Below are 23,005 nucleotides of genomic sequence, written 5' to 3' on the forward strand. Positions count from 1 at the left end.
TTGCGCTCTACCAACTGAGCTATTCCCGCATACGACGCTGACTTGGTGTGTTCAGCGAAGCTCTGCAGTATAGGCAGCCCCAGCGACTGAGGCAAGCCTAATCCCGACTAAAACTCAATGCTTGATGCCCGCGGGCGTCACGCTACCTTCGCCCGCAGCCGGCGCGGCCTTGGTCTCCAGCACCACTTCCTCGTCCGGCAGAGGCTGCGGCGCGCTTTCGAGCGCCACTTCCAGCACGCGGTCGATCCACTTCACCGGCACGATCTCGAGATTGTTCTTCACGTTCTCGGGGATCTCCTGCAGGTCCTTGACGTTCTCCTCCGGGATGATCACCGTCTTGATGCCACCCCGGTGCGCCGCCAGCAGCTTCTCCTTCAAGCCGCCAATGGCCGTCACTTCGCCGCGCAGGGTGATCTCGCCGGTCATGGCCACGTCGGCCTTGACGGGGATGCCCAGCAGCGCCGAGACGAATGCCGTGGTCATCGCGATGCCGGCACTCGGGCCATCCTTCGGCGTGGCGCCATCGGGCACGTGGATGTGCACGTCGCGCTTCTCGAAGAGCTCGTCCTTGATGCCCAGGCGCCGCGAGCGTGACCGGACCACCGAGCGTGCCGCCTCGACCGATTCCTTCATGACGTCACCGAGCGAGCCGGTGCGGATGATGTTGCCCTTGCCGGGCATCACCGCCGCCTCGATGGTCAGCAGGTCGCCGCCCACCTCGGTCCAGGCGAGGCCGGACACCTGCCCCACCTGGTTCTTCTTCTCGGCACGGCCGTAGTCGTACTTGCGCACGCCCAGGAAGTCATGCAGGTTCTCGTCGGTGACGACGACCTTGCCCTCGTACTTCTTCAGCTGGATGCCCTTGACCACCTTGCGGCAGATCTTCGAGATCTCGCGTTCCAGCGAACGCACGCCGGCCTCCCGCGTGTAGTAGCGGATGATGCCGCGCAGCGCGCTCTCGGTGACTTCCATCTCGTCGTCCAGCACGCCGTTGTTCTTGGCCTGCTTGGGCAGCAGGTAGCGCTGGGCGATGTTGAGCTTCTCGTCCTCGGTGTAGCCCGACAGGCGGATCACTTCCATCCGGTCCAGCAGCGCCGGCGGGATGTTCATCGAGTTGGACGTCGCCACGAACATCACGTCCGACAAGTCGAAGTCGACCTCGACGTAGTGGTCGCTGAAGGTGTGGTTCTGCTCGGGGTCGAGCACTTCCAGCAGCGCCGAAGACGGATCGCCGCGGAAGTCCATGCCCAGCTTGTCGATCTCGTCGAGCAGGAACAGCGGATTGCGCGTGCCCACCTTGCTCAGGCTCTGCAGCACCTTGCCCGGCATGGAGCCGATGTAGGTGCGGCGGTGGCCGCGGATCTCGGCTTCGTCACGCATGCCGCCCAGCGCCATGCGCACGAACTTGCGGCCGGTGGCGCGCGCCACGCTCTGGCCGAGCGAGGTCTTGCCCACGCCCGGAGGGCCCACCAGGCACAGGATCGGCGCCTTCACCTTGTCGACGCGCTGCTGCACCGCGAGGTATTCCAGGATGCGGTCCTTGACCTTGTCCAGCCCGTAGTGGTCCTCGTTGAGCACCTCCTCGGCGTTCGACAGGTCATGCTTGATCTTGGTCTTCTTGGCCCAGGGCAGGCCGACCAGGGTGTCGATGTAGTTGCGCACGACCGTGGCTTCGGCCGACATCGGCGACATCAGTTTGAGCTTCTTCAGCTCGCTCTCGGCCTTCTTGCGCGCGTCCTTCGGCATCTTGGCCGCGGCGATCTTCTTCTCGAGTTCCTCGAGATCCGCGCCCTCTTCGCCGTCGCCCAGTTCCTTCTGGATGGCCTTGACCTGCTCGTTCAGGTAGTACTCGCGCTGGCTCTTTTCCATCTGGCGCTTGACGCGGCCGCGGATGCGCTTTTCCACCTGCAGGATGTCGACTTCGTGCTCGAGCAGTTCCAGCAGCTTTTCCAGCCGCTTGTCGGTCTCGAACAGGTCCAGCACCGACTGCTTGGCCTCGAGCTTGAGCGGCAGATGCGCGGCGATGGTGTCGGCCAGGCGGCCCGCATCGTCGATCCCGGCGATGGACGTGAGGATCTCGGGCGGGATCTTCTTGTTCAGCTTGACGTACTGGTCGAACTGCTGCGTGACCGCGCGGCGCAGGGCCTCGATCTCGGGCTTGGTGTCAACGGCCGGCTGGATCGGCGACACCTCGGAGACGAAGTGCTCCTCCGTCTCGGTGATCGACAGCGTATTGGCGCGCTGGGTGCCTTCGACCAACACCTTCACGGTGCCGTCAGGCAGTTTCAGCATCTGCAGGATGCTGGAGACGCAGCCGACGTCGAACATGTCGTCGGCCTTGGGCTCGTCCTTGCCGGCGGCCTTCTGCGCCACCAGCATGATCTGGCGGCCGGCTTCCATGGCGGCTTCCAGCGCCTTGATCGATTTCGGGCGACCCACGAACAGCGGGATCACCATGTGCGGAAACACCACCACGTCGCGCAAGGGCAGCAACGGCAGGGTGATCGGATCCGAGGGCAAAACAGGATGTCCGGACATGTAGAAACCTCTCTTTCTCAAGCCGACGTGGGGCCCGAGCGGGGGATTGCAAGGCGGCCCGCCAGGGCCGCATGAGAAGCTTCCAGGAGACCGCCGCCGGCCGCGGGTGCGGGCGGCAGCAACTCAGGCACTCGCCTTGGCCTCGTGGTAGACCAGCAGGGGCTTGGAGCCCTCTTCGATGTTGTGTTCATCGACCACCACCTTGGCCACGCCATCGAGGTTGGGCAGGTCGAACATCGTGTCGATCAGCGCATGTTCCATGATCGAGCGCAGGCCGCGGGCGCCGGTCTTGCGGGCCAGCGCCTTTCGCGAGATGGCCTGGAGCGCCGAAGTGCGGATCTCCAGCTCGACGCCGTCCATGCCGAACAGGCGCTGGTACTGCTTGAGCAGCGCGTTCTTCGGCTCGGTCAGGATCTGCACCAGTGCGTCCTCGGTCAGCTCGCCCAGCGTGGCGACCACCGGCAGGCGGCCGACCAGTTCCGGAATCAGGCCGAACTTGATCAGGTCTTCCGGCTCGGTGGAGCGGAACACCTCCGAGACGCGCTTCTCGGTCTTGGTGTGCACCGTGGCGCCAAAACCGATGCCCGACTTCTCCGTGCGGTTCTGGATGACCTTCTCAAGGCCGTCGAACGCGCCGCCGCAGATGAACAGGATGTTCGTCGTGTCGATCTGCAGGAAATCCTGGTTCGGATGCTTGCGCCCGCCCTGCGGCGGCACGCTGGCCATGGTGCCTTCCACCAGCTTCAGCAGCGCCTGCTGCACGCCTTCGCCCGACACGTCGCGCGTGATGCTGGGGTTGTCGGCCTTGCGGCTGATCTTGTCGATTTCGTCGATGTAGACGATGCCGCGCTGGGCGCGCTCGACGTCGTAGTTGCAGTTCTGCAGCAGCTTCTGGATGATGTTCTCGACGTCCTCGCCCACGTAGCCGGCTTCGGTCAGCGTGGTGGCGTCGGCGATCACGAAGGGCACGTTCAGCAGCCGCGCCAGCGTCTGCGCCAGCAGCGTCTTGCCCGAGCCGGTGGGGCCGATCAGCAGGATGTTGCTCTTGCTGAGCTCTACCTCATCCTTGCTGCTGGCGCCCATGTGCTTCAGGCGCTTGTAGTGGTTGTAGACGGCCACCGACAGCGTGCGCTTGGCCACTTCCTGGCCGATCACGTACTGGTCGAGGCTGGTCTTGATCTCCGCGGGCGTCGGCAGGTCGGACTTGGCCGCCTTGGCGGTGGCGCCGTCGGCCGGCACCTCGTCACGGATGATGTCGTTGCACAGCTCGATGCACTCGTCGCAGATGAACACCGACGGACCGGCGATGAGCTTCTTCACCTCGTGCTGGCTCTTGCCGCAGAAGGAGCAGTACAGAACCTTTTCGCTCGAAGCGCCTTTTTTCTCGGCCATGGGTATTCAGGTTTCGCAGACGCGAAGGTCAATGCAGGGAATGATAGTCCAACGCCACCGGGGTACCGGCGGGCCGGCAAAGCCCCTGACGGGGCCTCGCAGCTCAGCCGCCCGCCCCGGGTGGCAGGGCTGTTACGGGCGCTTGTCCAGCACCTGGTCGATCAGGCCGTAGGCCTTCGATTCCTCGGGGTCCAGGAAGAAGTCGCGCTCCATGTCGGCGCGGATCTTCTCGATGGACTGGCCGGTGCGGTCGGCGTAGATGCGGTTGAGCTGCTCGCGGGTCTTGAGGATCTCGCGGGCATGGATCTCGATGTCGGTGGCCTGGCCCTGCGCGCCGCCCGACGGCTGGTGGATCATCACGCGGGAGTTCGGCAGCGCGAAGCGCTTGCCCTTGGCGCCGGCCATCAGCAGGAACGAGCCCATGCTGGCGGCGATGCCCATGCACAGCGTGGACACGTCGGGCTTGATGAACTGCATCGTGTCGAAGATCGACAGGCCCGCGCTGACGCTGCCGCCCGGCGAGTTGATGTACAGGTGGATGTCCTTGTCGGGGTTTTCGCTCTCCAGGAACAGCAGCTGCGCCACCACGAGGTTGGCAGTCTGGTCGTTCACCGGGCCGACGAGGAAGATGACCCGTTCGCGCAGCAGGCGGCTGTAGATGTCGTAAGCCCGCTCACCGCGGCCGGATTGTTCGATGACCACGGGCACCATGCCCAGGCCGGTGGTTTCAAGCGCGCTCATGAGTTGTCCTTGCGAATAGGGAGTCTGTACAACATGCGGGTCGATTATGGGCCTGCAAGAGGAGGCCCTAAGAACGGAAAAGGCGCCTGCCTTGCGGCGCGGCGCCTTCCGTTGCGACCTGCGGATCGCGCAGGGAGGTCAGGCGGTCATCAGCTCGTCGAAAGGCAGCTGCTTGTCGGTGACCTTGGCGCGGCCGAGCACGAAGTCGGTCACGTTGTTCTCGATCACCACGGCTTCCACCTCGGCCATGCGCTGTCGGTCGCTCAGGTACCAGCGCACCACCTCGGCCGGCTTCTCGTAGCTCTGGCTCATCTCTTCGATGTGGGCCTGCAGCTGCTCGGGCTTGGCCTGCAGGTTGTTGGCACGCACCAGTTCGGCCACCACCAGGCCCAGGCGCACGCGCTTTTCGGCCTGCGCGGTGAACAGTTCGGCCGGGATCGGCGCCTTGTCGGCGTCCTTGACACCGCGCTGCTTCAGGTCGGCGCGGGCCGACTCGACCATGCGCTCGGTCTCGGTCTTGACCAGCGCCTGCGGCACGTCCAGCTGGGCCACCGACACCAGTGCGTCCATCACGGAGGCCTTGTTGCGGGCCAGCACGCGGAACTTGACCTCGCGCTCCAGGTTCTTCTTGATGTCGGCGCGCAGCGCTTCCACCGTGCCGTCGGCGATGCCGAGCGACTGGGCGAAGGCGGCGTCGATCTCCGGCAGCACCTGCGATTCGATCTTGGTCATCGTGACCAGGAAGTCGGCTTCCTTGCCGGCGACGTCCTTGCCCTGGTAGTCCTCGGGGAACTGCAGCGGGAAGGTCTTGCTCTCGCCGGCCTTCATGCCGCGCACGGCCTTGTCGAACTGCTCCAGCATCTGGCCTTCGCCGACGATGAACTGGAAGGCCTCGGCCTTGCCGCCGGCGAAAGGCTCGCCGTCGATCTTGCCTTCGAAGTCGATGGTCACGCGGTCGCCTTCCTCGGCGGCGGCGTCGGCCGGGCGCTGGGCGAAGGTGCGGCGCTGCTTGCGCAGGATGTCGACGGTCTTGTCGATGGCGGCGTCGGTCACCTCGGACGACACGCGCTCCACCTCGGCGCCGGCCAGGTCGCCGATGACCACTTCCGGATACACCTCGAAGGTGGCGTCGAATGCAAAGGAGCCCTCGGGCGCTTCGTCCTTCTGCGTGATGCTGGGCATGCCGGCCACGCGCAGCTTGGCTTCGTTGGCGGCGGTGTTGAAGGCCTCGCCGACCTTGTCGTTCACCACCTCGTACTGCACCGAGTAGCCGTAGCGCTGCGTCACCACGCTCATCGGCACCTTGCCGGGGCGGAAGCCGTCGGCCTTGACGGTGCGAGCCAGCTTCTTCAGCCGCGTCGACACTTCGCCGGCGATGACATCGGCCGGCAGCGTCAGCGTGATCCGGCGTTGCAGTTTCTCGAGGGTTTCAACCGTGACCGTCATTTGTCCGACTCTCTTGTTGCGTACTGTGGTGCGCGGGGGGGGACTCGAACCCCCACACCATTGCTGGCGTCAGGACCTAAACCTGGTGCGTCTACCAATTTCGCCACCCGCGCTGGAAGTGGAAAGAAGGGGCTGCTTCCGGGCGGAAGCGCCCCTTCGCTGTTTTTGTGAACCGCGGATTCTAACCAGCCTGCGCGGGCTCACGTTTCACACGGAACCATGCCGCGTACATCGCCGGCAGCGCCAGCAGCGTGAGCGCGGTGGCGACGATGAGCCCGCCCATGATGGCCACCGCCATCGGACCCCAGAACACGCTGCGCGACAGAGGGATCATCGCCAGCACCGCGGCCGCGGCCGTCAGCACGATGGGGCGGAAGCGGCGCACCGCCGACTCCACCACCGCCGTCCAGGTGGGCACGCCGCGGGCGCGGTCGTGCTCGATCTGGTCGATCAGGATGACCGAGTTGCGCATGATCATGCCCATCAGCGCGATCACGCCCAGCAGCGCGACGAAGCCGAACGGCCGGTTCAGCAGCAGCAGCGCGCCGGCCACGCCGGCGATGCCCAGCGGCCCGGTGAGGAACACCAGCACCGAGCGGCTGAAGCTCTGCAGCTGCAGCATCAGCAGGGTGAAGATGATGAACAGCATCAGCGGCACGCCGGCGGCGATGGAGCCCTGGCCCTTGCTGCTTTCCTCCACCGCGCCGGCGATCTCGATGGTGTAGCCCGGCGGCATGCGCTGGCGCAGCTCATTGAGCTGCGGCCACAGCTCGGCGGTGACTGTCGGGCCCTGCAGGCCTTCGGCCACGTCGCCCTGCACGGTGACGGCGAACTGTCGCCCCTCGCGCCAGATCACGCCCGGCTCCCAGTCGAAGCGGATGCTGGCGATCTGCGTCAGCGGGATGACGCGGCCGGTGGCGGTGGGCACGTAGCCGTTGGCCAGCGACGTGACGGCGGCGCGCTCGTCGGCCGGCTGGCGCAGCAGGATGTCGATCAGCCGGTCGCCTTCGCGGTACTGGCCCACCGGCGTGCCGGACAGCAGCGTGCGTGACGCCTGGGCGATGCCCTGGCTGGTGACGCCCAGCGCGCGCGCCTTGTCCTGGTCGATCTCCAGCCGCAGCACCTTGACCGACTCGTTCCAGTTGTCGTTGACACCGCGCATGTTGGGGCTGGCGCGCAGGATGGCCAGCGCCTGGTCGGCCCACTGGCGCACCTGGGTCACGTCGTCGCCCATCACCCGGAACTGCACCGGATACGGCACCGGCGGGCCGTTGGGCAGCAGCTTCACGCGGCCGCGGACGTCCGGGAATTCGGCGGCGAGGATGGCCGGCAGCGCCTTGCGCAGGTGCTCGCGGGTTTCCAGGTCCTTGGGCAGCACGATGGCCTGCGAGACGTTGGCCTGCGGGAAGATCTGGTCCAGCGGCAGGTAGAAGCGCGGCAGGCCCGAGCCCACCCAGAGGGTGACGCTCTCGACGCCGGGCTCCTTCATCATCCGGGCCTCGAAGCGCTTGGCCACCTCGTTGCTGTGCTGGATGGTGCTGCCTTCGGGCAACCACAGGTCCACCAGCACCTCGGGGCGGCTGGAATCGGGGAAGAACTGCTGCTGCACCTTGCCCATGCCCACGATGCCCAGCGCGAAGGTGAGCACCGTCAGGCCGATGGTGATCCAGCGGTGGTGCACGCACCAGTCCACCAGGCGGCGAAAGCGCATGTAGAACGGCGAATCGAACAGCTCGTGCACCTCGCCGCCCTGCACCCGGCTGTGGGTGTGCAGCAGGCGGGCGCCCAGGTAGGGCACGAAGTACACCGAAACAACCCAGGAGATGACCAGCGCCGCGGTGGTGACGGCGAAGATGGCGAAGGTGTATTCGCCGGTCATCGACTTGGCCAGGCCGATGGGCAGGAAGCCGGCCGCGGTGATCAGCGTGCCGGTGAGCATCGGCATGGCCGTCACCTCGTAGGCGTAGGTGGCGGCATGCAGCTTGTCGAAGCCCTCCTCCAGCTTGCGCACCATCATCTCGACCGCAATGATGGCGTCGTCCACCAGCAGGCCCAGCGCGATGATCAGCGAACCCAGCGAGATCTTGTGCAGGCCGATGCCCCAATAGAACATCGTGACGAAGGTGATGGCCAGCACCAGCGGAATGGTGATGCCCACCACCAGCCCCGGCCACACGTCGATGCGCAGCGGCCGGGTGTGCAGGCCCAGGCTGATGAAGCTCACCGCCAGCACCACCACCACCGCCTCCACCAGCACCTTGACGAACTCGCCCACCGAGCGCGAGACGGCCGAAGGCTGGTCCTGCACCTGCGACAGCTCCAGCCCGGCGGGCAGCGTGCGGCGCACGGTGTCGGCACGGGCGCGCAGCTGCTTGCCCAGCTCGATGATGTCGCCGCCCTTGGCCATCGAGATGCCCAGCGCCACCACCTGGCGGCCCTGGTGGCGCACCATGGTGGAAGGCGGGTCGGCGTAGTCGCGGCGGATCTCGGCGATGTCGCCCAGACGCAGCGTGCTGCCGGCCCCGGTGGCCGGGTTGGTGCCGCGGATGGGGAACTGGCGCAGCTCCTCCACCGAATTGAAGGCGCCGCCGATGCGCACCTGCAGGTTGTCGGTGCCGGCGTTGAGCACGCCGGCGCCTTCCACCGCGTTCTGCGCGCCGAGCTGGCCGATCACCTGGTTGAAGTCCAGCCCCAGCTGCGCCAGGCGGCGGGCCGAGATCTCGATGAACAGCTTTTCGGGCTGCACGCCGAACAGCTCCACCTTGGCCACGTAGGGCACCTTCAGCAGCTCCTGGCGCACGGCCTCGGCCTGCACCCGCAGCTCCTCGTCGCTGAAGCCGTCGGCCGACAGCGCGTAGATGGTGCCGTAGACGTCGCCGAACTCGTCGTTGAAGAAGGGGCCGATCACGCCCGCCGGCAGCGTGGCGCGCATGTCGCCGATCTTCTTGCGCACCTGGTACCAGGTGCCCGAGACCTCCTTGGGCGGCGTGCTTTCCTGCAGCTGGAAGATGGTCAGCGATTCGCCGGGCTTGGTGTAGCTGCGGATCTTGTCGGCATGCGGCACCTCCTGCAGCGCCTTTTCGATCTTGTCGGTGACCTGGTCGGCCACCTGCTGCGCGGTGGCGCCGGGCCAGTAGGCCTGCACCACCATCGCACGGAAGGTGAAGGGCGGGTCCTCGTCCTGGCCGAGCTGGAAGTACGCGGCCACGCCGAGCACCATCAGCACGATCATCAGGTAGCGGGTGAGCGCCGGATGCTCCAGCGCCCAGCGCGAGACATTGAAGCGCGAAGGCTCGACGGCCAGCGGAGTCGGGTCGGTCATGGGGGGCGGCTCCGGTGGCTCAGCGTGCGGCGGAAGCGGCCGGTGCGGCCGGCGGCGGCACCGGCGCGCCCGGCTCGGCATACAGCGTGACCTTCTGCCCCGGTGTCAGCACATGCACGCCGGCCGTCACCACCCGCTGGCCCGGCTGCAGGCCGCCGGCGATCACCACGTCCTTGCCGTCGGCACCACCCACCTGCACCGGCTGCGCACGCACCGTCATCGTGCCCGGCTCCACCACCCACACGGTGGAGCGGCCCTGCTCCTCGAACACGGCCGACAGCGGCAGCTTCGTCACGCCCTCCACCCGCGGCAGCGCGATGGAGGCGGTGGCGGTCTGGCCCAGCCGCACGCCGGTGCTGCCCACGTCCGCCTTGACCAGGAAGGTGCGCGTCACCGGATCGGCGGCGGCCGCCACCTCCCGCACCGTGGCGGGAATGGGCTTGCCTTCCTGGCCCCACAGCGACACCTGCACCGCGCCGGCCTTGCCCATCAGCGCCCGCATGCCGTTGAGCCGGTCTTCCGGCACGCTGAACACCACGTCGCGCGGGCCGTCGTGGGCCAGGCGCAGCACCGGCGTGCCGGCGGCCACCACCGTGCCGGGCTCCGCATCCACCGAGGTGATGACGCCGGGCGCGTCGGCCAGCAGCGCGGTGTACGCCCGCTGGTTGCCCTGCACGCCGGCCTGCGCCCGCGCCTGCTCCAGCTGCGCCTGGGCCGCCTGGGTGGCGGTCTCGCGGCGTTCCAGCTCGGCGCCGCTGATGAAGCCCTGGGCCTTCAGCTCGCGATAGCGCTTGAGGTCGGCGGCAGCCAGGTCGTAGTTCACCTGCGCGGCGCGCACCGCGGCCTGGGCGGCGGCTTCGCCCAGGCGCAGGTCCTGCGGGTCCAGCTGGGCCAGCAGCTGGCCGCGCTTGACGGTGTCGCCCAGGTCCACCGGGCGGCGGGTGATCTTGCCCGGCACCTGGAAGGACAGCCGCGATTCGGTGCGCGCCCGCACCTCCGCCGCGTAATCGACGCTGCCGCCCGCGCTGCCCGCGGCGATCACCGTGGTGCGCACGGCGCGGATGGGCTCGGCTTCCGGCTCGGGCCGCGAACAAGCGGCCAGCAGGGCCAGCGACAGCGCGCCAGCGGCGACGGAAAGGAGGTGAAGGCGCATCGAAACGTGTCCTTGTGACGTCGGAACCCCGCGGTTCGCGGATTGTCGTGTGCCGTGTTTTGCGGCTGTTCTCTGGTACTGACTGACCGGTCAGTAATGTAGAAGTCGCGCGGGTGGCATGTCAATCGACTGCGCACCTGCGAGGGTTGAGTGCCGCTTATGTGGACAATCGCGGTCCCGTGAGCGTCGACCACTACGAAAACTTCCCCGTTGCCTCCTGGCTGTGCCCGCCAGGATTGCGGCCGCCGATCCAGGCCATCTACTGGTTCGCGCGCACCGCCGACGACCTGGCCGACGAGGGCGACCTGCCGGCTGACGAGCGCCTGGCCGCGCTGGCCGAGTACCGCGCGGCGCTGCAGCGCGCCTTCGACGGCGACTGCTCCGGCCGCTGGGCGCCGGTGTTCGCGCCACTGCAGCGCATGATCATTGCGCACCGCCTGCCGCGCCAGCCGCTGGAAGACCTGCTCAGCGCCTTCGAGCAGGACACCCGCAACCCGCTCTACCCCGACCGCGCCGCGCTGCTGGACTATTGCGCGCGCTCCGCCAATCCCATCGGCCGCCTGCTGCTGCACCTGTACGGCGTGGATACGCCGGCGGCGCTGGCCGAATCCGACGCCGTCTGCACCGCCTTGCAACTCATCAACTTCTGGCAGGACCTGCGCATCGACCTGCCGCGCAGCCGCCACTACGTGCCGCTGGCCGATGCCCGCCGGCATGGCCTGACGCCGGCTGGCCTGGAGGCCGAGGCCGCGGCGCAGCAGGCCTCGCCCGCCACCCGCGCACTGGTGCGCGAGCTGTGCGCCTGGGCCCGCCAGTCCATGCTGGCCGGCGCGCCGCTGGTGCACCGCCTGCCCGGCCGTGCCGGCTGGGAGCTGCGCCTGGTGGTGCAGGGCGGCCTGCGCATCCTCGACAAGATCGCCGGCCAGAACCACGACAGCCTGCGCCGCCGCCCCACCGTGGGCGCCGCCGACGCGCCGCGCCTGCTGTGGCGCGCGCTCACCATGACCCCCGCCGACGCACCGGCCCGAAGGCCCGCATGACCCCCGAGCAATACGTGCAGGAGAAGGCCGCGCGCAGCGGCTCCTCCTTCTATTACGCGTTCAAGTTCCTCACGCCGCCACGGCGCGCGGCGATCACCGCCTTCTACGCCTTCTGCCGCGAGGTGGACGACGTGGTGGACGAGGTCCACGACACCGGCGTGGCCGCCACCAAGCTGGCCTGGTGGCGCAAGGAGGTGGCGCAGTCCTTCGCCGGCACCGCCACCCATCCGGTGATGAAGGCGCTGATGCCGCACGCAGGCGACTACGACATCCGCCCCGAGCACCTGATGGCGGTGATCGACGGCTGCCAGATGGACCTGGAGCAGAGCCGCTACCTCGACTTCGCCGGCCTGCAGCGCTATTGCCACCTGGTGGCCGGCGTGGTGGGCGAGGTGGCGGCCAGCATCTTCGGCCGTACCCAGGCGCAGACGATCGAGTACGCGCACCGCCTGGGCCTGGCCCTGCAGCTCACCAACATCATCCGCGACGTGGGCGAGGACGCGCGCCGCGGCCGCATCTACCTGCCGGTCTCGGAACTTCAGCAGTTCGACGTGAAGGCGCATGAGCTGCTGCAGCGCACCGCGCCCTGGGGCTACAGCGACCGCTTCACCGCGCTGATGCGCTTCCAGGCCGAGCGTGCCCACCGCTTCTACGACGAGGCCTTCGCGCTGCTGCCCGCGCAGGACCGCCGCGCCCAGCGCCCGGGGCTGATGATGGCCAACATCTACCGCACGCTGCTGCGCGAGATCGAGGCCAGCGACTTCCAGGTGCTGCACCAGCGCATCGCCCTCACGCCGGTGCGCAAGGTGTGGATCGCGATGCGCACCAACTGGCAAGCGCGCTAGCCGTGGCCTGCCGCGTCGCGGTGATCGGTGGCGGCTGGGCCGGCCTGGCCGCCGCGGTGGCCGGCGTGCAGCGGGGTGCCCAGGTGACGCTGTTCGAGATGGCACCGCAGCTGGGCGGCCGCGCCCGCGAGGTGCCGGTGGACGGACTGCCGCTGGACAACGGCCAGCACATCCTCATCGGCGCCTACCGCCATACGCTGGCCCTGATGCGCACCGTGGGTGCATCGCCCGAGGCCCTGCTGCTGCGCTGCCCGCTGGCGCTGGTGTATCCCGACGGCAGCGGGCTGCGGCTGCCGCCCGGGCCGGCCATCCCGGCCTTCGTGCGCGGCGTGCTGGCCTATCCCGGCTGGGGCTGGCGCGACCGCGCTTCGCTGCTGCTGGCCGCCGGCCGCTGGGGCGCCAGCGGCTTCCGCTGCGCGCCGCACGCCAGCGTGGCGCAGCTCACCCGCAGCCTGAGCCCGGCGGTGCGCCAGCAGCTCATCGAGCCGCTGTGCGTGGCCGCGCTCAACACGCCAACCGAGCGCGCCAGCGGGCGGGTGTTCCTGCGGGTGCTGCGCGATGCGCTGTTCAGCGGCGCCGGCAGCGCCGACTTGCTGCTGCCGCGCGCCAGCCTGGGCGCGCTGCTGCCCGCGCCGGCGCAGGCCTGGCTGCAGTCGCGCGGCGCCACCGTGCGCATGGGCCAGCGGGTGCAGCAGCTGCAGCGCGAAGGCAGCGCCTGGCAGATGGAAGGCCAGGCGTTCGACCAGGTGCTGCTGGCCACCTCCGCCCGCGAGGCGGCCCGGCTGGCTCAGCCGCTGGCGCCCGCCTGGGCCGCGCGCGCCGCGGCCTTCGACTACGAACCCATCATCACCGTGTACCTGCGCTGCCCCGGCGCCCGCCTGCCGCTGCCGATGATGGCGTTGCAGGCCGGCCCGCAGGCGCCGGCGCAGTTCGTGTTCGACCTGGGAGCGCTGGCCGGCGACCGCGGCACCCATGGCGTGTTTGCCTTCGTCATCAGCGGCGCCCGCGATTGGGCGGCACTCGGTCTGGAGGCCACGGCCGAGGCCACGCTGCTGCAGGCCCAGGCCGCCTTTGCCCCCGGCACCTGGCCGGTGGTGCCCACGGTGCTGCGCACGCTGGCCGAGCGGCGCGCCACCTTCCTCTGCACCCCGGGGCTGGACCGCCCGCCCGCCGCGGTGGCACCCGGCCTGTGGGCCGCCGGCGACTACGTGGAAGGCCCCTACCCCGCCACGCTGGAAGGCGCGGTGCGGGCCGGGCAGGCGGCGCTCGCCGCGGCGCTGGCCGGCTGAGCCCCGAGCTTGCTCAGCGCTTCGGCGCGCGCATCGACACCGGCTCCAGGCCGCCGCCCGCCGGCGCTGGAAGAACCGGCCCGAACGGCGCCGCCAGCGGTTCGCCCACGAACACGCCCTGCAGTGGCCAGGCCACGCTCTTCCAGTAGGCCTCGATGGCCGTGGCGCCCTGCGCGTAGTGCAGCAGCAGCACCTGCGGATGCGGAAACTTCTGCAGGTGGTTGCAGGGCTCGCTCACCGTGCCGTAGCTGGCGGTGGCGCCCGAGTCCAGCCATTCCAGCGCGGTGCTCTGCCCGCCCACCCGATCCAGCTGGCCGCCGAAGGAGGTCAGATGGTCGGCCAGGGCGCCGTCCACCCACCCCAGGCCGTCCAGCCCGCTGAGCTGTGCAGTACCGGTCTGCAGCAGCAGCAGGCGCTGCTGCTGCCGCGGCTGGTCGGCCTGCTCCACCCGCACCGCCAGGCCCAGCGCCGGTACCGGCCCGGCCGGCGGAAACAGCCGATGGCGCACGTTGCGCGCTGCGTCGGTGGTGGACAGGAACAGCGCATTCGCCGGCCCGGACCAGCGCCGGCCCAGCCGCCCGTCGGCCGAGACGCCGCGGTCGATCAGCCGCCGGGCCTGCTCCACGTCACGCGCAGCCAGCAGCATCGACGGCCGCAGCTGATGGTCCCGCCACGGCATGCTGCTGGCCGAGTTGAAGTAGGGCGAAGGCCGCGAGCGGTCGCAGCTGCGGCGGCAGAAATCGGCATCGAAGCCCAGCGCCAGCGCGCCGGTGATGGACTGGCACTGCACCCCATAAGGCACCGTCCAGGCCAGGGCCAGCGCCTGCGTGGTGTCGCCGAAATGGCTTTCCACCTGCTGGCGCAGCGCGGCGAATTCCTCCGGTGTCAGGCTGCCGCGCATCGGCAGCTCCAACCGCAGCACCTGTCGCGGCTTCAAGCCCCGCCGCTCGATGTAGTAGGCGCCCACCGCCACCGAGTACGGGTCCGCGGTGTTGATCACCAGGCCGATGTCGGCCGGCATGAGCCGCGTGCCCACGCGTGGCACCTGGATCCATTGCCGCGCAGCTTCTGGTGCGGGCTCGGAGGCCGGGGCTTCGGCAGCGGCGGATCCGGCGGATGCCGCAGCCGAAGGCGCTTGCGCGGTGGCCACTGCAGCCAGCGACACGCCGGCCAGTAACACGACGGCATGCCGCGCGGCGCACGCCAGTTTCGCGATGCAAAAATTCAAGAAGCGCTTCACAATATCGGCATGCGAAAAAATGATGGTCAAACGCCCACGATCCAGGTATTGGAACGGGCTTTCGCGCTACTCGATGTACTGGCCGAGCACCAGGATCCTGTCTCGCTCAAGGAAATCAGCGAGCGGTCGGGACTGCATCCTTCCACCGCGCACCGCATCCTCAACGACATGGCGGTCGGCCGCCTGGTGGACCGGCCCCAGGCCGGCAGTTATCGGCTCGGCATGCGCCTGCTGGAGCTCGGCAACCTGGTGAAGGCGCGGCTGGACGTGCGCGACGCGGCGCTGGCGCCGATGCGCGAACTGCACAAGCTCACCCACCAGCCGGTGAACCTCTCGGTGCGGCAGGGCGACGAGATCGTCTACATCGAGCGCACGTACAGCGAACGCTCGGGCATGCAGGTGGTGCGTGCCATCGGCGGCCGCGCGCCGCTGCACCTCACCTCGGTGGGCAAGCTGTTCCTGGCCCATGAAGACCCGCAGCGGGTACGCGCCTATGCCACGCGCACCGGCCTGGCCGGCCACACGCGCAACAGCATCACCGACATCGCGCGGCTGGAGCGCGAGCTGCACGGCGTGCGCCACCAGACGGTGGCACGCGACGACGAGGAACTGGAGCTGGGCGTGCGCTGCATGGCCGCCGGCATCTACGACGACCAGAACAAGCTGGTGGCCGGACTGTCGATCTCGGCGCCGGCGGACCGGCTGGAAGAAGGCTGGCTGGAGCGCCTGAAGGCCACCGCCAGCCAGATCTCGTCGGCCCTGGGCCACCGCATCTCGCAGGGCCCGGCGGCGGGGCTCAAGGCGTCGTCTTGACCGCCGTGCTCACCGCCAGGCTGCCCGGCAGCTCGGTGGTGACCCACTTGCGGATGCGCTCGGCATCGCCGATGCGCGAATACTTTCCGGCCGAATCCAGCAGCACCATGATGACCTTTCGGCCGGCCACCTGGGCCTGCATCACGAGGCAGCGGCCAGCTTCGGAGATATAGCCGGTCTTCTGCAGGCCGATGTCCCAGGAGCCGCTGCGCACCAGGCCGTTGCTGTTGCGGAACTGAAGCAGCCGGCTGCCCACCTCCACCCGGTGCTCGGGCGATGTGGAGAGCTGGCGGATCACCTCGTGCTTGCTGGCTTCCTTCACCAGCTCGGCCAGGTCATGGGCGCTGGACTGGTTGTTGCTCGACAGGCCGGTGGGCTCAACATAGCGCGTGTCGTTCATGCCCAGCTGGTGGGCCTTGCGGTTCATCGCCGCGACGAAGGCCTGCAGGCCGCCCGGGTAGTGCCGGCCCAGCGCATTGGCTGCGCGGTTCTCCGACGACATCAGCGCCAGGTGCATCATCTCGCCACGCGTGAGCTGCGTGCCCACGGCCAGCCGGGAGCCGCTGTGCTTCTCGGTGTCGACGTCGTCCTGCGTGATGGTCAGCACCTCGTCGGCCGGCAGGTTGGCTTCGGCCACCACCAGCGCCGTCATCAGCTTGGTGATGGAGGCGATCGGCAGCACGGCCTGGGAGTTCTTGCTGAACAACACCTCGTTGGTGTCCTGGTCCAGCACCAGCGCGACGCTGGACTTGAGGTCCAGCGGATCGGTGGCGCCATGCAGGCCGTAGAGCTGGCCGAAGGACATGCGGGCCGGCTCGGGGTTGACGATCGCCACGCGGCGCTTGGCCACCACCTTGGTGGTGCGGTCGGCCTTGACCTTGGCGCTGGCCTGGCGCGCCGCCGGCTTCTTGGCCTTGACCGTCTTCGCGGGCTTGGTCGCCGCTTCCGCGGTGAGCGGTTGGAACAATGCCGCGGCCACGCCGACAGCACCTGCCACACACAACAAACGTAAAGATTTCAGTGCGCGTACCACACCCGGCTCCTGTCAAGAAGTCAGTGTAGGCGAAGCAAAAAACACACGCAAGATCAGAAACTTACGCCACGTTCCTCAAGTGGCGCCTTTTGGCGCCACCTGGGGCCTCAGCCTTGGGCCGCGACACGTTCGGTCTTGCTGTGCAACTTGTTCAACGCCGCCAGGTACGCCTTGGCCGAAGCCACCACGATGTCCGGATCGGCACCCACACCATTGACGACACGTCCGCCCAGCTGCAGGCGCACGGTCACCTCTCCCTGGGATTCTGTGCTTCCGGATGTAATCGCATTGACCGAATAGAGCAGCAGTTCGGCGCCACTTCCGACGCGGGACTCGATGGCCTTCAGGCTCGCGTCCACCGGGCCGTTGCCGTCGCTGCTGGCGTGATGCTCCACTTCGCCGGCCGCGAAGGCCACTGTGGCGTGCGGGCGCTCGCCCATCTCCGAGCGCTGGGACAGCGCCAGCAGCCGGTAGTGCTCGCGGTCGGGCGTAACGCTTTCGTCCGACACCAGCGCCAGGATGTCCTCGTCGAAGATCTCCGACTTTCGGTCGGCCAGGTCCTTGAAGCGGGTGAAGGCCGCGTTCACGTCGGCTTCCGATTCGAGCCCGATGCCCAGCTCCTGCAGCCGCTGCTTGAAGGCATTGCGGCCCGACAGCTTGCCCAGCACGATCTTGTTGGCCGACCAGCCCACGTCCTCGGCGCGCATGATCTCGTAGGTGTCGCGCGCCTTCAGCACGCCGTCCTGGTGGATGCCCGAGGCATGTGCGAAGGCATTGGCGCCCACCACCGCCTTGTTGGGCTGCACCACGAAGCCGGTGGTCTGGCTGACCATGCGCGAGGCCGGCACGATCTGCGTCGCGTCGATGCCCAGCTCCAGGCCGAAGTAGTCGCGGCGGGTCTTCACCGCCATCACGATCTCTTCGAGCGAGCAGTTGCCCGCGCGCTCGCCCAGGCCGTTGATCGTGCATTCGATCTGCCGCGCGCCGCCCAGCTTGACGCCGGCCAGCGAGTTGGCCACGGCCATGCCCAGGTCGTTGTGGCAGTGCACCGACCAGATCGCCTTGTCGCTGTTGGGCACCCGCTCGCGCAGCTGCCGGATGAAGTTGCCGTACAGCTCCGGAATGGCATAGCCCACCGTGTCCGGGATGTTCAGCGTGGTGGCGCCCTCCTCGATCACGGCCTCCAGCACGCGGCACAGGAAGTCCGGGTCCGACCGGTAGCCGTCCTCGGGCGAGAACTCCACGTCGGCCGTCAGGTTGCGGGCGAAGCGCACCGCCTGCCGCGCCTGCTCCAGCACCTGCTCGCGCGTCATGCGCAGCTTCTTCTCCATGTGCAGTTCGCTGGTGGCGATGAAGGTGTGGATGCGTGAGCGCGCCGCACCTTTCAGCGCCTCCGCAGCGCGGGCGATGTCGCGGTCGTTGGCGCGGGCCAGCGAGCACACGGTCGACTCCTTGATGACGTCGGCGATCGCCTTCACCGCCTCGAAATCGCCGTTGCTCGAGGCCGCGAAGCCCGCCTCGATCACGTCAACGCGCAGCCGCTCGAGCTGCCGCGCGATGCGCAGCTTCTCGTCCTTGGTCATCGACGCGCCGGGCGACTGCTCGCCATCGCGCAAGGTGGTGTCGAAGATGATGAGCTTGTCGGCCATGGCGGGTCTCCTTCGGATGCCTCGTGGGTGTCTTTGTCGTGTCGAGCGGCAGCGTCAGGCAGTGGCGCCTTCGGCCTGTGGCTCGAAGCGCCCGGCGCGCATCAGGCCGCCCAGCACCGCCTTCATCGACGCAGTGGTGGTGTTGGCATCGATGCCCACGCCGAAGCGGGTGGCGCCATCGATGCGCAGCTCCAGGTAGGCCGCCGCGCGGGCCTGGGCACCGCCGCCGATCGCGTGCTGATGGTAGTCCAGCACCTCCACCGTGGCCGGCGACAGCGCGCGCAGGCCGTCGACGAACGCGTCCACCGGACCGTTGCCTTCGCCCTGCAGGCGATGGGTGCGGCCGGCGTGCAGCACGTCGGCGCGCACCGTCACGCGGCCTTCGTCCTGCTCGGTCACCTGCACATGCGCGATATGGGCCTGTGCCACGCCGTATTCACGCTCGAAGATGGCCCACAGGTCGGCGGCGTTCAGCTCCTTGCCCTCGGTGTCCATCACCTGCTGCACCACGCGGCTGAAGTCGATCTGCACCCGGCGCGGCAGCTCCAGGCCGTATTCGCTCTCGAGCAGGTACGCGATGCCGCCCTTGCCCGACTGGCTGTTGACGCGGATCACCGCCTCGTAGCTGCGGCCGAGGTCCATCGGGTCGATGGGCAGGTAGGGCATGTCCCAGATGTCGCCCTCGCGCCGCGCGGCGAAGGCCTTCTTGATCGCGTCCTGGTGCGAGCCCGAGAAACTTGTATAGACAAGATCGCCCACGTACGGATGGCGCGGGTGCACCGGCAGCTGGTTGCAGTGCTCCACCGTGCGGCGGATCTCGTCGATGTCGGAAAAGTCGAGGCCCGGCGCCACGCCCTGGGTGTACAGGTTGAGCGCCACGTTCACCACGTCGAGGTTGCCGGTGCGCTCGCCGTTGCCGAACAGGCAGCCTTCCAGCCGGTCGGCGCCGGCCATCAGGGCCATCTCGGCGGCGGCGCTGCCGGTGCCGCGGTCGTTGTGCGGGTGGATCGACATCACGATGCCGTCGCGCCGCTCAAGGTGGCGGTGCATCCACTCCACCATGTCAGCGAACACATTGGGCGTGCAGCACTCCACCGTCGAAGGCAGGTTGATGATGCAAGGCCGCTGCGGCGTGGCGCGCCATTCGGCCGACACCGCATCGACGATGCGCTTGGCGAACGGCAGCTCGGTGTTGGAGAACATCTCCGGCGAATACTCGAAGGTCCACTGCGTACCGGGCTGGCGCTCTGCGCATTCGCGGATCATGCGGGCATGCCTGACGGCGAGATCGACCACGCCGTCTTCGTCCAGACCCAGCACCACGCGGCGCATCACCGGCGCGGTGGCGTTGTACAGGTGCACGATCACGCGCTTGGCGCCCACCAGCGATTCGAAGGTGCGGGTGATGAGGTGGTCACGCGCCTGCGTCAGCACCTGGATGGTCACGTCGTCGGGCACGAGGTTGCGCTCGATCAGCAGCCGCACGAAGTCGAAGTCGGCCTGCGACGCCGACGGGAAGCCGACCTCGATCTCCTTGAAGCCGATGCGCACGAGCTGCTCGAACATGCGCAGCTTGCGCGCCGGGTCCATCGGCTCGATCAGCGCCTGGTTGCCGTCGCGCAGGTCGACGCTGCACCACACGGGCGGCTTGTCGATCACAACATCGGGCCAGCGGCGGTCGACGAGGCCGACGGTGGTGGCAGCGCGGTACTTGGCGGCAGGGTTCTTCAACATCGACATGGTGGTCTTTCGTTGGTGTGAACGCAGCCGGATTTCCCAAAAGCAAACGGCCCGCTGCGTTGCGCTGGGCGGGCCGTTGATCCGGGGAGAAAAAAATTCTGGACGAGATCGTTCAGCGCGCCTGAAGCACGCCTAGTAGCAGCGAGGTGGTTGCGATGCGGAACGACATGGCCACGAATATATCACCCGAATGGGGGAACGTGTTCTAGCGATGAAGGCCTTCCTCGTCCGGCTCATCGGTGGACGTGGCGATCACGCTCACCGGCCGGCCCTTCATCTTGCGGTATACGTACACGCCGTAGCCCGAGAGGCCGTACACGCAGAACAGCGCGAACAGCACGATCGGCGGGTGGATGTTGATCACCGCGATGCCGAGCGCGATCAGCACGATGACGATGAACGGCACCGAGCGCTTGAAGCTCACGTCCTTGAAGCTGTAGAACGGCACGTTGGTCACCATCGTCAGCCCCGCGTACAGCGTGGCGCCGAAGGCGGACCAGGCCAGCCACGGCAGGCTCCACACCTCGCGGAAGCCCGCGTCGTCCATCACCCAGATGAAGCCGATGATCAGCGCCGCCGCGGCCGGGCTGGGCAAGCCCTGGAAGTAGCGCTTGTCCACCACGCCAATGTTGGTGTTGAAGCGCGCCAGCCGCAGCGCGGCGCAGGCGCAGTACACGAAGGCCGCGATCCAGCCCGCCTTGCCCAGGCCCTTGAGCGCCCATTCGTAGGTGATGAGCGCCGGCGCGGCGCCGAAGCTCACCATGTCCGACAGGCTGTCCATCTGCTCGCCGAAGGCGCTCTGCGTGTTGGTCATGCGGGCGACGCGGCCGTCCAGGCTGTCCAGCACCGCGGCCATGAAGATGCCGATGGCCGCCTGCTCGAAGCGGCCGTTCATCGCCATCACCACCGCATAGAAGCCGCCGAACAGCGCGGCCAGCGTGAACAGGTTGGGCAGGATGTAGATGCCCTTGCGGCGGGGCCGGTCGCGCAGGTCGTCGGGTTCCTGCAGCGACAGGGCTGCGTCGTTCTGGTCATTCATCTTCAAAGCATACCCCGCAGAGATATGAGGGCCGCAGACAGCCGAAGGCCGCGGAACCCGGGCCGGCGAAGGCCCGGGCCGCCGCGGCCCGGAGATCGCCGATGGCGATCAGTTCTTCGACTGGTCGACCAGGCGGTTCTTCTTGATCCACGGCATCATCGCGCGCAGCTTCTCGCCGACCACCTCGATGTCGTGCTCGGCCGTCAGGCGGCGGCGCGATTGCAGCGTGGGCGCGCCGGCCTTGTTCTCCAGGATGAAGCTCTTGGCGTATTCGCCGGTCTGGATGTCCTTCAGGCACTGCTTCATGGCCTTCTTGGTCTCTTCGGTCACCACGCGCGGGCCGGTGACGTACTCGCCGTATTCGGCGTTGTTCGAGATCGAGTAGTTCATGTTGGCGATGCCGCCTTCGTAGATCAGGTCCACGATCAGCTTCAGCTCGTGCAGGCACTCGAAGTAGGCCATCTCGGGTGCGTAGCCGGCTTCCACCAGCGTCTCGAAACCGGCCTTGATCAGCTCGACGGTGCCGCCGCACAGCACGGCCTGCTCGCCGAACAGGTCGGTCTCGGTCTCTTCGCGGAAGTTGGTCTCGATCACGCCGGCCTTGCCGCCGCCGTTGGCCACGGCGTAGCTCAGGGCCAGGTCACGCGCCTTGCCGCTCTTGTCTCCATGCACGGCGATCAGGTGGGGCACGCCACCGCCTTGCTGGTAGGTGGCGCGCACGGTGTGGCCCGGGGCCTTGGGTGCGACCATCCACACGTCCAGGTCGGCACGCGGGATCACCTGGCCGTAGTGCACGTTGAAGCCGTGGGCGAAGGCCAGCGAGGCGCCTTCCTTGATGTTGGGCTCCACGTCGCGCTTGTACACGTCGGCGATCTGCTCGTCGGGCAGCAGCATCATCACGACATCGGCGCCCTTGACGGCCTCGGCCACCTCGGCCACCTTCAGGCCGGCCTTCTCGACCTTGCTCCACGAGGCACCGCCCTTGCGCAGGCCGACCGTGACCTTGACACCGCTGTCGGTCAGGTTCTGGGCATGGGCATGGCCTTGCGAGCCGTAGCCGATGATGGTGACGTTCTTGCCCTTGATCAGGCTCAGGTCGGCGTCCTTGTCGTAATAGACCTTCATGGTTCTCTCCAGCAGAAATTAGGTGGGTTCAGTGAACAAGCAGCCGCCGCGAAAACGGCTCTGCCGGGGGTGGGTCAGACTCTAAGAATCCGTTCGCCGCGGCCGATGCCGCTGGTGCCGGTGCGCACGGTCTCCAGGATGGCCGTGCGGTCGATCGCCTCGATGAAGGCGTCGAGCTTGCCGGAGTCGCCGGTCAGCTCGATGGTGTAGCTCTTCTCGGTGACGTCGATGATGCGGCCGCGGAAGATGTCGGCCATGCGCTTCATCTCCTCGCGCTCCTTGCCGACGGCGCGCACCTTGATGAGCATCAACTCGCGCTCGGTGAAGGCGCCTTCGGTCAGGTCGACGACCTTGACCACTTCGATCAGGCGGTTCAGGTGCTTGGTGATCTGCTCGATCACCTCGTCGCTGCCGCTGGTGACGATGGTCATGCGCGACAGCGAAGGGTCCTCGGTCGGGGCGACCGTGAGGCTCTCGATGTTGTAGCCGCGGGCGGAAAACAAGGCCACCACGCGCGAGAGGGCGCCCGGCTCGTTCTCGAGCAACAGGGCAATGACGTGTTTCATGAGTTTTCGTCCTGCGCGCTCTTCAGACCGGCGG

The 23,005-nt window shown here is 68.1% G+C and carries 17 protein-coding genes and 1 tRNA gene; 4 read left to right on the top strand and 14 right to left on the bottom strand.

Annotated elements, in window-relative coordinates:
- Nucleotides 1-114: 114 nt before the first annotated feature.
- The 7 genes from lon to VO99_RS07340 all read right to left on the bottom strand — a co-directional run bounded on the left by lon (nucleotide 115) and on the right by VO99_RS07340 (nucleotide 10,592).
- The gene (lon, locus tag VO99_RS07310; RefSeq protein ID WP_046112193.1) at nucleotides 115-2,538 is read right to left on the bottom strand and encodes an endopeptidase La; all 2,424 of its coding nucleotides are present in this window, start codon (nucleotides 2,536-2,538) and stop codon (nucleotides 115-117) included.
- Nucleotides 2,539-2,661: 123 nt separating this feature from the next.
- Nucleotides 2,662-3,930: an ATP-dependent Clp protease ATP-binding subunit ClpX gene (clpX, locus tag VO99_RS07315; RefSeq protein ID WP_046112194.1), complete on the bottom strand. Its 1,269-nt coding sequence runs from the start codon at nucleotides 3,928-3,930 to the stop codon at nucleotides 2,662-2,664.
- A 132-nt stretch (nucleotides 3,931-4,062) separates the two neighbouring features.
- Complete coding sequence (clpP, locus tag VO99_RS07320) at nucleotides 4,063-4,671, bottom strand: ATP-dependent Clp endopeptidase proteolytic subunit ClpP (RefSeq protein ID WP_046112195.1); 609 nt, start codon at nucleotides 4,669-4,671, stop codon at nucleotides 4,063-4,065.
- A gap of 138 nt (nucleotides 4,672-4,809) precedes the next feature.
- Nucleotides 4,810-6,117 (bottom strand): trigger factor, encoded by a 1,308-nt coding sequence (gene tig / locus VO99_RS07325; RefSeq protein WP_046112196.1) that lies wholly within the window; start codon nucleotides 6,115-6,117, stop codon nucleotides 4,810-4,812.
- 26 nt (nucleotides 6,118-6,143) lie between these two features.
- Nucleotides 6,144-6,230 (bottom strand) — tRNA-Leu (locus tag VO99_RS07330).
- A 68-nt stretch (nucleotides 6,231-6,298) separates the two neighbouring features.
- Entirely contained in the window at nucleotides 6,299-9,439 is a 3,141-nt protein-coding gene (locus tag VO99_RS07335) for an efflux RND transporter permease subunit (RefSeq protein WP_046112197.1), read from the bottom strand.
- A gap of 19 nt (nucleotides 9,440-9,458) precedes the next feature.
- Nucleotides 9,459-10,592, bottom strand: a complete 1,134-nt coding sequence (locus tag VO99_RS07340) for an efflux RND transporter periplasmic adaptor subunit (protein WP_046112198.1) — start codon at nucleotides 10,590-10,592, stop codon at nucleotides 9,459-9,461.
- Nucleotides 10,593-10,771: 179 nt separating this feature from the next.
- On the opposite strand from VO99_RS07340, the gene hpnC reads away from it, so the two are divergent.
- Genes hpnC through hpnE form a run of 3 tightly spaced genes read left to right on the top strand, consistent with a single transcriptional unit; the run spans nucleotide 10,772 to nucleotide 13,766 of the window.
- The gene (hpnC, locus tag VO99_RS07345) at nucleotides 10,772-11,632 is read left to right on the top strand and encodes a squalene synthase HpnC (protein ID WP_083440427.1); all 861 of its coding nucleotides are present in this window, start codon (nucleotides 10,772-10,774) and stop codon (nucleotides 11,630-11,632) included.
- Nucleotides 11,629-12,477 (top strand): presqualene diphosphate synthase HpnD, encoded by an 849-nt coding sequence (gene hpnD, locus VO99_RS07350; protein ID WP_046112200.1) that lies wholly within the window; start codon nucleotides 11,629-11,631, stop codon nucleotides 12,475-12,477. The genes hpnC and hpnD overlap by 4 nt, the downstream gene beginning before the upstream one ends.
- 2 nt (nucleotides 12,478-12,479) lie before the next feature.
- A complete protein-coding gene (gene hpnE, locus VO99_RS07355; protein WP_157039481.1) occupies nucleotides 12,480-13,766 on the top strand; it encodes a hydroxysqualene dehydroxylase HpnE in 1,287 nt (428 codons plus the stop codon).
- Between the two features lie 13 nt (nucleotides 13,767-13,779).
- Here the strand turns inward: hpnE and VO99_RS07360 are convergent, their stop codons facing one another.
- Nucleotides 13,780-14,802, bottom strand: coding sequence for a TIGR03790 family protein (locus VO99_RS07360; protein ID WP_232315294.1), 1,023 nt, complete (start codon nucleotides 14,800-14,802; stop codon nucleotides 13,780-13,782).
- A gap of 213 nt (nucleotides 14,803-15,015) precedes the next feature.
- On the opposite strand from VO99_RS07360, the gene VO99_RS07365 reads away from it, so the two are divergent.
- Entirely contained in the window at nucleotides 15,016-15,819 is an 804-nt protein-coding gene (locus VO99_RS07365; protein WP_046112201.1) for an IclR family transcriptional regulator, read from the top strand.
- On the opposite strand, the gene pbpG is transcribed toward VO99_RS07365, so the two are convergent.
- From pbpG to ilvN, 6 genes are all read right to left on the bottom strand, one after another.
- Nucleotides 15,803-16,798 (bottom strand): D-alanyl-D-alanine endopeptidase, encoded by a 996-nt coding sequence (gene pbpG, locus VO99_RS07370; protein WP_232315295.1) that lies wholly within the window; start codon nucleotides 16,796-16,798, stop codon nucleotides 15,803-15,805. The two genes, VO99_RS07365 and pbpG, sit on opposite strands and share 17 nt — an antisense overlap.
- Nucleotides 16,799-16,959: 161 nt before the next feature.
- The gene (locus tag VO99_RS07375) at nucleotides 16,960-18,501 is read right to left on the bottom strand and encodes a 2-isopropylmalate synthase (RefSeq protein ID WP_046112203.1); all 1,542 of its coding nucleotides are present in this window, start codon (nucleotides 18,499-18,501) and stop codon (nucleotides 16,960-16,962) included.
- A 54-nt stretch (nucleotides 18,502-18,555) separates the two neighbouring features.
- Entirely contained in the window at nucleotides 18,556-20,235 is a 1,680-nt protein-coding gene (leuA, locus tag VO99_RS07380) for a 2-isopropylmalate synthase (RefSeq protein WP_046112388.1), read from the bottom strand.
- Between the two features lie 211 nt (nucleotides 20,236-20,446).
- Complete coding sequence (gene pssA / locus VO99_RS07385) at nucleotides 20,447-21,280, bottom strand: CDP-diacylglycerol--serine O-phosphatidyltransferase (RefSeq protein WP_046112204.1); 834 nt, start codon at nucleotides 21,278-21,280, stop codon at nucleotides 20,447-20,449.
- Nucleotides 21,281-21,388: 108 nt separating this feature from the next.
- A complete protein-coding gene (gene ilvC, locus VO99_RS07390) occupies nucleotides 21,389-22,405 on the bottom strand; it encodes a ketol-acid reductoisomerase (protein WP_046112205.1) in 1,017 nt (338 codons plus the stop codon).
- A gap of 74 nt (nucleotides 22,406-22,479) precedes the next feature.
- Complete coding sequence (gene ilvN, locus VO99_RS07395) at nucleotides 22,480-22,971, bottom strand: acetolactate synthase small subunit (RefSeq protein ID WP_046112206.1); 492 nt, start codon at nucleotides 22,969-22,971, stop codon at nucleotides 22,480-22,482.
- Between the last annotated feature and the right edge of the window lie 34 nt (nucleotides 22,972-23,005).

Source organism: Aquincola tertiaricarbonis (genome assembly GCF_000969605.1).
GTDB classification, from domain to species: domain Bacteria; phylum Pseudomonadota; class Gammaproteobacteria; order Burkholderiales; family Burkholderiaceae_C; genus Aquincola; species Aquincola tertiaricarbonis.